The sequence below is a fragment of the Sphingopyxis sp. genome, from assembly GCF_016704835.1.
In the GTDB taxonomy this organism is placed as follows: Bacteria; Pseudomonadota; Alphaproteobacteria; order Sphingomonadales; family Sphingomonadaceae; genus Sphingopyxis.
The window spans coordinates 275523-288640 of record NZ_JADIZJ010000006.1 but is presented as its reverse complement, the minus strand read 5'-3'; the positions used below and the strand labels follow the sequence as shown (position 1 = coordinate 288640).

14 protein-coding genes are annotated in these 13118 nt (G+C 63.2%); 2 read left to right on the top strand and 12 right to left on the bottom strand.

What is annotated here, in order from left to right; genetic code table 11:
• Positions 1 to 87: 87 nt before the first annotated feature.
• The 10 genes from hemN to ccoN are packed head-to-tail and all read right to left on the bottom strand — an operon-like array spanning position 88 to position 9377.
• A complete protein-coding gene (hemN, locus tag IPF76_RS12800) occupies positions 88 to 1395 on the bottom strand; it encodes an oxygen-independent coproporphyrinogen III oxidase (protein WP_293844554.1) in 1308 nt (435 codons plus the stop codon).
• A 56-nt stretch (positions 1396 to 1451) separates the two neighbouring features.
• On the bottom strand, positions 1452 to 1679 hold the full coding sequence (locus IPF76_RS12795; protein WP_293844551.1) for a hypothetical protein: 228 nt from the start codon (positions 1677 to 1679) through the stop codon (positions 1452 to 1454).
• Positions 1676 to 1831, bottom strand: coding sequence for a cbb3-type cytochrome oxidase assembly protein CcoS (gene ccoS, locus IPF76_RS12790; protein ID WP_293844548.1), 156 nt, complete (start codon positions 1829 to 1831; stop codon positions 1676 to 1678). Before ccoS ends, IPF76_RS12795 begins: the two co-directional genes overlap by 4 nt.
• Positions 1828 to 3942 carry a heavy metal translocating P-type ATPase gene (locus IPF76_RS12785; protein WP_293844545.1) on the bottom strand — a complete coding sequence of 705 codons (2115 nt, stop codon included), beginning with the start codon at positions 3940 to 3942 and terminating at the stop codon, positions 1828 to 1830. Before IPF76_RS12785 ends, ccoS begins: the two co-directional genes overlap by 4 nt.
• Positions 3939 to 4409 carry a FixH family protein gene (locus tag IPF76_RS12780; protein WP_293844542.1) on the bottom strand — a complete coding sequence of 157 codons (471 nt, stop codon included), beginning with the start codon at positions 4407 to 4409 and terminating at the stop codon, positions 3939 to 3941. Before IPF76_RS12780 ends, IPF76_RS12785 begins: the two co-directional genes overlap by 4 nt.
• Positions 4406 to 5863, bottom strand: coding sequence for a cytochrome c oxidase accessory protein CcoG (gene ccoG / locus IPF76_RS12775; protein ID WP_293844539.1), 1458 nt, complete (start codon positions 5861 to 5863; stop codon positions 4406 to 4408). Before ccoG ends, IPF76_RS12780 begins: the two co-directional genes overlap by 4 nt.
• The gene (gene ccoP, locus IPF76_RS12770) at positions 5850 to 6785 is read right to left on the bottom strand and encodes a cytochrome-c oxidase, cbb3-type subunit III (RefSeq protein WP_293844536.1); all 936 of its coding nucleotides are present in this window, start codon (positions 6783 to 6785) and stop codon (positions 5850 to 5852) included. Before ccoP ends, ccoG begins: the two co-directional genes overlap by 14 nt.
• Positions 6778 to 6936 (bottom strand): cbb3-type cytochrome c oxidase subunit 3, encoded by a 159-nt coding sequence (locus IPF76_RS12765; protein WP_293844533.1) that lies wholly within the window; start codon positions 6934 to 6936, stop codon positions 6778 to 6780. The genes ccoP and IPF76_RS12765 overlap by 8 nt, the downstream gene beginning before the upstream one ends.
• Entirely contained in the window at positions 6933 to 7706 is a 774-nt protein-coding gene (gene ccoO, locus IPF76_RS12760; RefSeq protein ID WP_293844531.1) for a cytochrome-c oxidase, cbb3-type subunit II, read from the bottom strand. The genes IPF76_RS12765 and ccoO overlap by 4 nt, the downstream gene beginning before the upstream one ends.
• Before the next feature lie 12 nt (positions 7707 to 7718).
• Complete coding sequence (gene ccoN, locus IPF76_RS12755; protein WP_293844529.1) at positions 7719 to 9377, bottom strand: cytochrome-c oxidase, cbb3-type subunit I; 1659 nt, start codon at positions 9375 to 9377, stop codon at positions 7719 to 7721.
• 168 nt (positions 9378 to 9545) lie between these two features.
• On the opposite strand from ccoN, the gene IPF76_RS12750 reads away from it, so the two are divergent.
• Entirely contained in the window at positions 9546 to 10217 is a 672-nt protein-coding gene (locus tag IPF76_RS12750) for an OmpW family outer membrane protein (RefSeq protein WP_293844527.1), read from the top strand.
• A 28-nt stretch (positions 10218 to 10245) separates the two neighbouring features.
• On the opposite strand, the gene IPF76_RS12745 is transcribed toward IPF76_RS12750, so the two are convergent.
• Both IPF76_RS12745 and IPF76_RS12740 read right to left on the bottom strand, forming a co-directional pair.
• Entirely contained in the window at positions 10246 to 10845 is a 600-nt protein-coding gene (locus IPF76_RS12745) for a Crp/Fnr family transcriptional regulator (RefSeq protein WP_293844525.1), read from the bottom strand.
• Positions 10846 to 10900: 55 nt separating this feature from the next.
• Positions 10901 to 11713, bottom strand: a complete 813-nt coding sequence (locus IPF76_RS12740; RefSeq protein ID WP_293844522.1) for a universal stress protein — start codon at positions 11711 to 11713, stop codon at positions 10901 to 10903.
• A 260-nt stretch (positions 11714 to 11973) separates the two neighbouring features.
• Here IPF76_RS12740 and IPF76_RS12735 point away from each other — a divergent pair, with 260 nt between their 5' ends.
• A complete protein-coding gene (locus IPF76_RS12735) occupies positions 11974 to 13110 on the top strand; it encodes a 2OG-Fe(II) oxygenase (RefSeq protein WP_366499631.1) in 1137 nt (378 codons plus the stop codon).
• Positions 13111 to 13118 lie beyond the last annotated feature (8 nt).

Below are 13118 nucleotides of genomic sequence, written 5' to 3'. Positions count from 1 at the left end.
TCGATCCGACATCATGAAAATATTATCCCCGTCGCAGCGCGCTCTGCCTGGAGTAGACCGGCTGCGTTTGTCGTGCCTGTCCCCGGATCATCCGTATACTTGGAGTTTCCCCCGGACCCGATCGAATTGTGCCGCTACATGGCGCGCGTAGGGTCGCCCCGAATCATGAATCACCAGATCGTCCCCCTCCCAAGCGATCAGGTCGCGGCTTTCGAACTCGGCCAACGCGGCGTGCGCCGCTTCGCTGAGCGACATGTCAATCCGCGCCCGCCCGCGGCACAGCAAGTCACGAATGATCGCACCGCGTCCGCGTTCGTCGGCATCGATGACCACCCCGCGCGCCGCGCTCAGCCGCCCCTCTCCGATCAGATCGCGATAATGACCCGCACGTTTTTCATTCTGGACGATGAGGTCGGGAAATTTGCTGATCGCGCTGGCGCCAAAGCCGAGCAGTGTCGCAGAATCATCGTCGGTAAAGCCCTGAAAATTCCGGTTTACCCGCCCTTCTTTGGCGGCGACGGCCAGCGGATCAGCGGGCAGTGCGAAATGATCGAAGCCGATGGGGACATATCCGGCCTCGGTCAGCCGATCGAAGCCCAGCTCAGCTTGTTCGAAGCGGAGTTTGTGATCGGGCAAATTGCTGGCGTCGATCCGGCGCTGACGCGGAATCATCGCGGGCAGATGGGCATAGCCGAACAGCGCCACGCGGCTAGGCGCGAGGCGGATGGTCTCGTCGAGCGTCGCATCGAGATCGGCGAGTCTTTGCCCGGGCAGTCCGTACATCAAGTCGAAATTGATCGCGTCGATGTCGCGGAGGCGCAGGCTGGCAACAGCATTCTCGATGTCTGCGAGCGGCTGTAGTCGCCCGATTGCCTGCTGAATTTGCGGCGAAAAGGTCTGCACCCCCAAGCTGACGCGCCTGACCGACGATGCCGCCAGCACCCGCGCCCAGTCAGCGGAAAAGCCGCGCGGATCGATCTCGATCGAAATTTCGGGGTTGCTGACGTCGAACACCGTTAGGATACGGTCAAGCAGGCGAACGAAATCAACCGGGGCGATGGCGTTGGGGCTGCCGCCGCCGAACGCGATGCGCTGAACGCGCGCGCGACCGCCGATCCGTTTGGCAACCATGGCTATTTCCGATCGCAGCGCCGTCAAATAGTCGGTGAGACGCTGGGTGCGATTGGCCGCGCCGGTGTTGCATCCGCAATACCAGCAAATCTGATCGCAGAATGGAATATGGACATAAAGCGAGACGGGGGTCGCTGATTCAATCCGGTCGAGCGCTGCCGCATATTCGCTGGTGCCGACATCGTCGGAAAATTCGACTGCGGTCGGATAGCTGGTGTAACGCGGCACGGGCGTCGCCAGCAGATCGGGGTGATAACTCCACATGATGATCGATTAGGCAGCGGCCCAAACCGACGCATTGATGCAGATCAAGGCAGCGATCAACAGCAGTTTTTCCTCGCGCCCGGCGGTTTGCCGCGCCGCTCGGTCACCGCATGACAGGCCTTGGCGCAAGCTCCGTCACCCTGATCGTCCGGCCCGCCCGGCACGAGCAGCATTTGCCGACCACCACCGCAATCGGGGACGACCAGCATCCGCGCGTCGCCAGCCAGCGGCGCCAGGGCAAGTCCGGCGGTTGCCGCAAGGGAGGCAAGCGTGCGACCGATCATGCAGCACGATCCTCTTCATCTTCGACAAATATCCGCAGCGCCGCACCGTCCAAATCGTCGAATTGGCCGCGGCGCAACGACCAGAAAAAGGCGGCCAGCCCCAGCAAGCCAAGCCCGAGCGCGATCGGGATCAGGACCGCGAGACCGTTCACCGGATCGTCCTTTTCAGCCGCATCGCGTTGCCTACGACGAGCAGCGACGAACCTGACATTGCCAGCGCGGCAACCAATGGCGTAACGAAGCCAAGAAAAGCCAGCGGGACGGCGATCACGTTGTAACCGATTGCCAGCAGGAAATTCTGACGAACGATCGCCTGTGTCCGCCGCGCCATGCGAAGCGTTGCGACGATCGGCATCAAGCGATCGCCGAGAAAGACACAGTCCGAGGCGTTCTTGCCGACATCGCTCGCCGAACCCGGCGCCATCGACGCATGCCCCGCCGCGAGCGCTGGACCGTCGTTGAGCCCGTCGCCGATCATCAGCACCTTGTGCGTGGCGCTTTGCCGCGCGAGCGCGGCCAGCTTGTCCTGCGGGCTCATCCCGGTTTGCGCGGTCATCGCCAGTTCGCGGGCGACAGGCGCAACCGCCGCAGCGCGGTCGCCGCTGAGGATCGACACGTCGATACCGTCGGCGCGCAGCGCATCGATGGCGGCGCGCGCATCGGGGCGCAAGCGGTCGGCAAAACGGATCGTTGCCACTTGCACGCCATCGATCGACAATTGGGTGGCGAGCGCGTCGCCTTCGACGGTGCCGCTCGGACGGCCGAGCGTGACGATCCGATCCTGCCAGCGCGCCTCAACACCAAAGCCGGGCGTTTCTCCGATCGAATGCACATCGGCGCGCGGAACGTCGAGCCTCTGGAGTCCGCGCGTCAATGCCTCGCTCAGCGGATGGCGACTGGCCTGTGCGAGCGCCAGCGCCAGCGACTGAACCTCGGGATCAAGCCGTTCGAGGTCGCAGGCTTCGGGACGCCCCAGCGTCAGCGTCCCGGTCTTGTCGATCATCGCCCGGTCAACCTCGGCGAGTCGCTCGAGCGCCGATCCATCTTTGACGAGTATCCCGATACGCATCAGTTCACCCGCCGCAACGATCTGCGCCGCCGGCACCGCCAGCCCGAGCGCGCAAGGGCAGGTGATGATCAGGACCGCCACCGCGATCAGCAGGCTCTGATGCCAGCCTGCGCCGATAGCCATCCAGCTCACAAACGCCAGCAAGGCCAGTGCATGGACCGCGGGGGCGTAGAGCCGGGCAGCGCGGTCGGCGATGCGGACGTAACGCGACTTGCCCTGTGCCGCCTCGCCCATCAGGCGGGCGATATCGGCCAGCGCGGTGTCGGCGCCTGCTGCCGACACCTTGACCTCAAGTGGTCCGTCGAGATTGAGCGTACCGGCATGTACCCGGTCGTCGGGGCGGACAAGCTGCGGCGCGCTCTCGCCGGTGAGCAGCGACAAGTCGAGACGGCTGGATCCGCGGGCAACGGCACCATCCGCCGCCAGCCGTTCCCCCGCCGCGACGAGCATCACCATGCCAGGCTCCAGCACTGTCGCATCGACCCATCGGCTCTTGCCATCGTCGCCGCGCACCATCGCGCCGGTGCCCATATTGCGCAGCAGAGCGGTGATACCGCCGCGGGCGCGATCGCGCATCACGCTGTCGAGCCAGCGTCCGCACAGCAGGAAAAACAACAGCATCACCGCGCCGTCGAAATAGGCGTGCGGGCCGTGCGTCGCGGTTTCATAGAGGCTGAGCGCGCTGGCGAGCAGTACCCCGATGCTGATCGGCACGTCCATATTCGTCTGGCGATGGCGCAGCGCACGCCATGCAGAGCGAAAGAACGGTCGCCCGGCGTAGGCGATCGTCGGCAGCGCGATCATCGCCGACAGCCAGTGAAACAGGTCGCGTGTCGCACCCGCGGCACCCGACCAAACCGACACCGACAGCAGCATGATGTTCATCATCGCAAAGCCCGCGACCGCGACCGCGCGCAGCAGTTCGCGGCTGCCCGCCGCTGCGGGATCGGCGTCGCCCAAGGCGTCGCCAATGGGATGCGCCTCGAAACCCAACGCCATGAAGGCCCCAATCAGGTCGGGCAGCTCGGCATCGGGAACGCACGACAGATGCACGCGCTTTTCGGTAAAGTTGACGCGCGCGGTCGCGATGCGACAATCGCGCACCAGTCCCTGCTCCAGCTTGGCGATACAACCCGCGCAGCGAATGTCAGGAACCGCGAAATCGCGTTCGATGAGAGCGGCAACGGCGGTCATTGCAGGTCGATCCGGTAGCGCGCCGCATCCGCGCCCTTGACGACGCCGATGTCGAGCCGCTGGCGCCCCACCGCCAGCGGCTCGACCGAGCGCCATGCGCCCCCTGTCGCCGCGACGAAACGCAGCGTGGTGGGAGCCGAGCGCCCGAGCGGATGACTGGCCGTAGCAGCCACGCGGACGCCTGCGAGCGGCCGGTCATCCTTGCGAATTTCAACGCGAACGCGCCGGTGGACATCGAGTGTTACCGTCGGGGTCCATCCCAGCCGGTCCTGCGCCGCCGCGCGCGCGAGCCAGACGTTATAGTGCTGGCTCGCCACATAGCTGTTTTCGACCACCGTACCGCCAAAGGTCGACATCGCCAGCCGCGCCATGGTGAAATTGACGGCGATGACGACAGCAAAGAAACTGACAAGGATGGCAGTCATGTGCCAGCCGGTGAACGCCTTGCGGGCCGAATTGCCGGTCATCGTCCTGCCTCCGGCCGGTCGAACTGGATGGTGTCGCTGTCACCGCGCGGATCGCCGTCAAGGCCGCGGGTCGCAATGGTGAAATCCTGCCGCACCGGTCCCTCGCCCGGCGCCGCGACGAACAATCTCACGCGCGTGACGCTGTCGGGCGCGAGCGCAATTTCGACCCGCTGCTGTGCGGTTTCACGAGATCCCGCCTCGGTCCACAGCGCGGCGCTTGACAGCCCATGCACCGTCACCGCGACACGGCGCGGGCGCGTTTCCATATTGCGCAGCTTCAGCGTGTAGTTGTTGCGGATATGGCCGTCCGACAGCTGGACATAGAGCGGGCTGCGCTCGTGCTGAACCGCGAGGTCGAGCCGAGTGCGCTGACCGAGCGAAAACAGCATCGCGGCGCCGATCGCGCACCAAACGCCGAAATAGGCGAGCGTGCGGGGGCGGAACAATGTCCTGCGAACGGGCTTGCCGATGCCGCCCGCCTTTTCGACCGCCGCATCGTCGAGCGTGCAATAATCGATCAGCCCGCGCGGTCGCCCGATCTGCCCCATCACATCGTCGCACGCGTCGATGCAAAGCGCGCAGGTGATGCAGCCGATCTGCGGTCCTTCGCGAATGTCGATGCCGGTCGGACACACCGCGACGCACTGGTTGCAGTCGACGCAATCGCCGAACGCGCCGGGGTGGGCCTGCGCCTTTTTGACGCTGCCGCGGGGTTCACCGCGCCAGTCCTTGTAAGTTACCAGCAACGATTTTTCGTCCATCATCGCGGTCTGAATGCGCGGCCAAGGGCACATATAGATGCACACCTGCTCGCGCATAAAACCACCGAGGATGAAGGTCGTTGCGGTGAGAACGGCGACAGTGCCATAGGCGACCGGTGCCGCCTGCCCGCTCCAGAAATCCACGGTCAGCGTCGGCGCATCGGCGAAATACATGATCCACGCACCACCTGTCCAGAAGGCGATGGCGAGATAAATCGCATATTTGAAGCCGCGCTTCGCGACCTTTTCCGCCGTCCACGGACCATTCGCCAGCCGCACCTGTGCGTTGCGGTCGCCATCGACCAGCCGGTCGACATGCTGGAACAGGTCGGTCCACACCGTTTGCGGGCAGGCATAGCCGCACCAGGCGCGCCCTACCGCGCTGGTAACGAGAAACAAACCAATCCCCGCCATGATGAGCAAGCCGGCGACATAATAAAATTCATGCGGCCAGATTTCGATCTGGAACATGTAGAACCGCCGGTTTGCGAGGTCGACGAGCACGGCCTGATCAGGCGCATATGGTCCGCGGTCCCAGCGGATCCATGGCGTGCCATAATAAATTGCGAGTGTGATCCCCATGATCGCCCATTTGAAGCGGCGGAAGGGACCATCGACCTTTTTGGGGTAAACGCCCTTACGCGCCTCGTACAGCGCAGCGGGAGGATCGATTAGGTCTTCAGGGCTGGCCATCGACTCCCTGCCCTTCGGATATCGAAACCGCCGCAGGCGCCGCCGCTTTCTCGCCGCCACCCAGCGAATAGACGTAGGTCGCGAGCATCTTGACCGTCACCGGGTCGAGCCGGTCACCCCAACGCGGCATGACGCCGTTGCGCGGCTGCGTGATCGTCGCGGCCAGGCTGGCGCGATCGCCGCCGTAGAGCCACACGGAGTCGGTCAGTTTCGGCGCTCCGAGGCCGCGATTCCCTGCGCCGCTTGCGCCGTGGCAGACGGCACAATTCGCCTGGAACAGCACATCGCCGCGCGCCGAGGCTGCCGTCGGCTTTTCCTGTTTGCTGATCACGCGGACATGGCTGACGACGTCGGCGAGCTGTGCCGCATCCAGAATGCCGTCGCGCCCGAACGCCGGCATCTGGCTGGTGCGCGTTGCCCTATGGTCGGGGTTTCGGATGCCGTGGGTGATCGTATATTCAATGCTCGCCAGATCGCCGCCCCACAGCCAGTCATCGTCGGTCAGGCTGGGGTAGAGTTTTTTCACCCCCGCACCGCCCGCCCCGTGGCACTGGACGCAGTGGACACGAAACGCTGCGGCCCCGCCTTGCACCGCTGCCTGCATCAGTTCGGGCTTGGCAGGCAGATCGGTCAGCGCCGTCGCCGCAATGGCCGTGTTGATCGGCGCGCGGCGCACGGCGTTCGCCTGCATCGCCTGCTCCAATGCGCCACGGCTGCTCCACCCCAGCACGCCCTGCGTGGCGCTGTGGAGCATCGGCCAAGCCGGATAGAGGACGACATAACCGGCGGCCCAGACGATCGAGGCGTAGAAGGTCCACAGCCACCAGCGCGGCAGCGGCGCGTTGAGCTCTTCGATGCCGTCCCATTCATGACCGACGGTGCTCGTCCCGGTGGCTTCGTCGATGCGTTTGCGGTCAGCCATGGTCGTCTTCCTTGAAGATCATCGTTGCAGCCTCTTCATTGTGGCGGCGTGCGCCCTTGCGAAACGGCCAGGTCACAAGGGCAAGAAACAGGATCGCCATCGTGAGCAAGCCCCAGCTGTCGGCGAAATGACGGAGCGCGTCGTAACTCATCGCGCCTTCTCCTGCGGCCCGGCAGGCACGGCAGTCTGATCCTGCGGGGCCGCCTTTTCGACATCGACGAGTGTGCCCAGCATCTGGAGATAGGCGATCAGCGCATCCATTTCGGAGAGACGATCGGGATTGCCATCGAAATCGCGCACCTGCGCTTTCGGATAGCGCTTTTGCAGATCGATGCCTGCAGCCGGATCGACCTGCGCCTTCACATCGTCATTGGCGGCGGCAATGGCTGCCTTGCTGTACGGCACGCCAACCCGCGACAGCGCCGTAAGATCGTTCTGCATGTCGCCGGTATAGAGGTCGCGCTCGGCCAGAAAGGCATAGGGCGGCATGATCGATTCGGGCACGACGCTGCGCGGGTCGATCAGATGCGCCTTGTGCCATTCGTCAGAATAGCGACCGCCGACGCGCGCCAGATCAGGTCCGGTGCGCTTAGACCCCCATTGGAACGGATGGTCATACATGCTCTCGGCGGCGAGGCTGTAATGGCCATAGCGTTCGACCTCGTCGCGGAAGGGGCGGATCATCTGGCTGTGACAGGTGTAGCAGCCTTCGCGCATGTAGATGTTGCGCCCGGCAAGCTCGAGCGGCGTATAGGGCCGCATGCCGTCGACCTTCTCAATCGTATTGTCGATCCAGAACAGCGGTGCGATCTCGACGATGCCGCCGATCGCGACCGCGACGAGCGCGAACAGTCCGAGCAGGCTGACGTTACGCTCGAGCTTCTTGTGGCTCAGTCGCTTTTCAGCGGGTGGGGTGACCATTGTTCGGGTTCCTTATGCGGCGGGAACAGGCGCGAGCGGGCGATCCGCAGCGGCGTTATATGGGGTTTCGGTCATCGGCTTTTCATTGCGCACCCGCCCGGCGAGCGTCGCCCAGACGTTGACGATCATGATCAGGAAACCGGCGAGATAGAGCAGCCCGCCCGTCGCGCGGATCAGGTACATGGGGTGCATTGCAGCGACGCTCTCGGCAAAGCTGTACACGAGGTAGCCGTCGGCCCCATATTCGCGCCACATCAAACCCTGCATGATGCCGGCGACCCACATCGAGGCGGCGTAGAAAACGATCCCCACGGTCGCGAGCCAGAAGTGCCAGTTCACCATGCGCAGACTGTAGAGACGCGGGCGCCCCCACAGGCGCGGCACGAGATAATACATGCAGGCGAAGGTGATCATGCCGTTCCAGCCGAGCGCGCCGCTGTGGACGTGACCGATCGTCCAGTCGGTGTAATGCGACATCGAGTTGACCCATTTGATCGACATCATCGGTCCTTCGAAGGTGCTCATTCCGTAAAAGGCGAGCGCCATCACCATCATGCGGATGATCGGGTCGGTGCGGATCTTGTCCCACGCGCCGTTGAGCGTCATCAGGCCGTTGATCATCCCGCCCCAGCTCGGCATCCACAGCATGATCGAGAACACCATGCCGAGCGTCTGCGCCCAGTCGGGCAGAGCCGTGTAATGTAGATGGTGCGGCCCCGCCCAAATGTAGAGGAAGATCAGCGACCAGAAGTGGATGATCGACAGGCGGTAGCTATAGACCGGTCGCTCGGCCTGCTTCGGCACGAAATAATACATCATCGCGAGGAAGCCGGCGGTCAGGAAAAAACCGACCGCGTTATGCCCGTACCACCATTGGGTCAGCGCATCCTGCACCCCGGCAAAGGCGGCATAGCTTTTCGAGCCAAAGATGCTGGCCGGCATCGACAGATTGTTGACGATGTGGAGCATCGCGATGGTGATGATGAAGCTGAGGTAGAACCAGTTCGCCACGTAGATATGTGGTTCGCGGCGCTTGACGATTGTGCCGACAAAAACCGCCAGATAGGCGACCCAGACGACGGTCAGCCAAAGGTCGACATACCATTCGGGCTCGGCATATTCGCGCGCCTCGGTGATCCCCATCAGATAGCCGGTCGCCGCCAGGACAATGAACAGCTGGTAACCCCAAAATACGAAGCGGGCGAGCTTGGGAAAAGCGAGCCGGGCGCGGCAGGTGCGCTGGACGACATAATAGCTCGTTGCGATCAGCGCGTTGCCACCGAAGGCGAAGATCACTGCCGAGGTGTGGAGCGGCCGGATCCGTCCGAAGGTCGTGAATTCGAGGTTGAAGTTGAGTGCCGGGAAAGCCAGCTGCAGCGCAATGAACAGGCCGGCTGCCATCCCGGCGATGCCCCAGAACAAAGTCGCGATGACGCCCCAGCGGATCGGGTCGTCATCATAGGTGCTTTCGTTGGCGGGCATCTTCAGCAGGCCGCGCGCCATCGCGCCATAGTCGGCCCGCGAGACGGTCGCCCACAGCACGGTCAGTGCGGCGACAGCAACGATGCCCATATGCACAGCAAAAGGGGCATCGACCGCGAGCGCCGCCATCACCAGCGCGAGCAGCGCCAGCGCCAGCCAGCCGCCCGCTTTGAGTACCAGACCGTCCATATGCTTGTCCCCGCTTGGTGCGGCCTTCGGGCCGCGCTTCGCTTCGCTCTTGGACGTGCGGGAACCGCGAAACATTGATCGGGATCAACGAATTGCTTGCGCTTCATCAATGCGGCGCGTTGGCATCCAGCGCAGGGACGGCTTCATCAACAATAGGAGCCAAAACTCATGAAGACCCGATATCTCCCCCTCGCCGCGTTAGTCGCCACGCTGGCGATCCCCGGGCAAGCCGCGGCAAAAAGCGGCGACGTCCAGTTCAAGCTGCTCGCGACCTATGTCGCGCCTGACGGCAAGATCAAGGATGTGAAGCTCGACCTGATCGGCCTGCCGGCCGGCACGCAGACCAAGGCCGACGACAATGTTGTGCCGACGGTTGCGGTCGAATATTTCGTTACCGACAATTTATCGGTCGAGACGATCGCCGGCGTTACCCAGCATGATGTCGTCGGCCGCGGCGCCCTGGCAGGTGCCGGGTTGGTGTCCAACGCCAATATTGTCCCCGCAACGCTCACGCTGAAATATCATTTCGGCAAAGATGGCGGCGTGCAGCCCTATGTCGGCGCGGGTCCGAGCTATTTCATCTTCATCGACGAAAAGCCCGGTGCGACTGCGGTTGCGCTGGGGGCGACGCGGCAGAAGATGGGAGATTCGCTCGGGATGGCGTTGCAGGCCGGCATCGATGTCCCGGTGAATGCCAAGGGTCTGTCGGTTACGTTCGACGCCAAACGCTATTACATGCGGTCCACTGCGCGCTGGTTCGCCGGTACGACCGAAGTGCTGCGGACGCGGCACAAACTCGATCCCTGGGTCGTCAGCGCCGGAATCGCCTTCCGCTTTTGAGCTTCCCCAACCGGCGCCGGCGGTAGAATCAGCCTGCCATGTCCAACATTGCCGCGCGGTCGTTGATGACGATCTCGCGGCGTGATGGCAGATCGACGACACCGTCGGCGCGCATTTTGGTCAGCTGACGGCTCGTCGTTTCGATCGTTAATCCCAGGATGTCGGCAATCTGCTGGCGCCCGAAAGGAAGCTCGAAACCACCCTCTGCAACCTCTGCATCGCATCCCTGCCCCGACAAGCGCTCGGACATTTCGAGCAGGAACGATGCAACTTTTTCGGACGAGCTGGCGAATTCGTCGAAATTGTTGCGGTTGAAGATGCACACTTCGGCATCGGTCATCGCGGTGACGGTGTAGGGGCTTTCCTTGCCGAACGGGCGGCCAATGAAGTCGGAGGGGAACACCACTCCGACGATCTGTTCGCGGCCATCGGCGGTCGACACAACCAGCTTCAACACCCCGGTCAGGACATTGGCGACGACCGGCGCGCCGTCGCCTTCCCACAGCAACGTCTGACCTTGGCGGACCTTTTGCTTGCGCCCCATCTTGCCCAGAACGAGAATTTCTGTCGCGTCGAGGCTGGCGCAAATCGCGCGGTTGCGGACAACGCAGGCGGAACAATCGGTCATGCCGCCGCCGTACAGCAGTCCGGTTGATTTGGGAAGCGGAGCGGCCGGCGGCCGGTCAGTGCACGAGCAGCAACGGGGCGGATGCCGATTCAAGCAGATAGCGCGTCACGCCGCCAAAAAACGTCTCGCGCAGACGGGTGTGGCCAAATGCGCCCATCACGATCAGACCTGCGCCGATCTCCCGCGCTGTTCGCTCGATCGCCTCTTCGACCGTCTCGACGCTGCGCTCCACCTTGCGAAGCTCGGCATGAATTTCGTGCCGCGAAAGGTAACGCAGCGCGTCGTCGGCGGCCACCTGACCATCGTCCTGGCCGATCGTGACCATAACGACCTGCCGCGCATCGCGAAGCAGCGGGACGGCCGCACGCAGTGCATGCGCCGACTGGGCGCTGCCATTCCAAGCGACCATCACCGGCGCGTCGAGATCGATCGGACCGCACGGCTCGGGAATGGCAAGCACCGGCGCGGGCACTGCCATCGCCAGATCGCCCGCCATCATCGGAGGAGTGAAGCTGCGGCGACGATCGGCGGTACCCAGCGAGACAATCACAAGATCTGCCAATGTTGCAGCCAGCGTCAATGTTGCCAGAACATCGCCGTCGGATATCCGCACCTCCCAAGGCACATCTTCGCGTTCGAGCTCGACCCGCAACCGCCGGTCGAGCGCCTGGTCCGCCTGCTGCGCCTTGCGCAACTGATCGCCCGCCAGATACATGCCGCCGAAAGGATCGGTCGCGATAAACTGTTGAAACGGCGAACTGATCACCAGATCAAGATGTGACTGGTGCCTCCGCCCGATTGCCAGGCCGCTCTCCAATCGCGCTGCCATTCCGGGACCATCGTCGGCGTGAATCAAGATGTTGCGCACGTCAAATCTCCTGCGAAAGCAGGAATATGAGGCGATGCCGGGAGCCAGGTCATTGATCGCGGTCAATATGCCAGTGGATTGAAGATGCCCATTTCGCTTCGCGGTGCTGGACGCTGCCTTACCGACACGCGGTCTGGCGGCTCGCCCCCTTGGCGACACTGAGAGCAACGCTCGCGACACACGGAAAACAAGGCCATCAGTTTGCACGCCTTTTCACGGTCACGGTGCTTGTACCCATTACTTCTGAATGCTAAAAAGCGATGGCATCACGCGGGGGCGGGGGCAAGTCGATGATACAATTGCGGACGAGCGCCGATTCAATCCCGAAGCCAGTGCTCGGTTCGCCAGCACCTTGGTTCAAGGCGCATGTTCTGGATGTGAACGCTCGATATAGTTTTCACACAGTCGCGGGCCGCGTGGTTGTCCTGTTCTTCATGGGGTCGGCTGCGACACCCGAGGTTAAATCAGCGCACGACATACTCATCGGGGGCGCCGACCGGTTCGACGACCGGCAATGCTGCTTTTTCGGTATCACGACCGACCCCGACGACCAGCCCGCCGACAGGATTGAGACCCGGCTTCCCGGCATCCGCTACATCCTCGACGATGATCGCGCCGTCAGTGCGGTATATGGTGCGAGCCGTGCCGATTCCGTCCTCTACGAACCATATGTCATGATCCTTGATCGCCAGTTGCGGGTTGCGGGGCGATTTCTCATCCGTGATATGCATGCCGCGTTATCGCTGGCTGACAAACTGATCGGCGAAGGCACGCCCGAAGATTGGGCGCCAGTGCTGCTGGTGCCGCGGGTGTTCGATCAGGCCACCTGCAAAACGCTGATCGATATCTATGATGCCGAAGGCGGCGAGGATTCGGGTTTCATGCGCGAAGTCGATGGCAAGACCGTCTCGATCATTGATCATGGCCACAAGCGCCGGTCCGATGTCACGATCAAGGACCAGGAATTGTGCAAGATGCTCAGCGCGCGGGTCAATCATTGCCTGCGCCCCATCATCCACCGTGCCTTCAACTTCGAGGCAACACGGATGGAGCGGTACATCGTCGCCTGTTACGAGGCATCGGTCGGCGGTCATTTTCGCGCGCACCGCGACAATACGACGAGGGGCACCGCGCACCGCCGCTTTGCGGTTACGATCAACCTCAACGACGATTTCGACGGGGGCGAGCTGCGGTTTCCTGAATTCGGCACGCGAACCTATCGCCCTCCGCCGGGTGGCGCGATCGTCTTTGGCTGCGGCCTGCTCCACGAGGCGACACCGGTTTCCCGCGGGCGTCGCTATGCGTTCCTGCCCTTTCTCTATGACGATGCGGCGGCGGCGCAGCGCGAGGCGAACAACCAGTATCTGGGCGAAGGGGTCGGCGCCTATCGCCAATAGCCACTGCG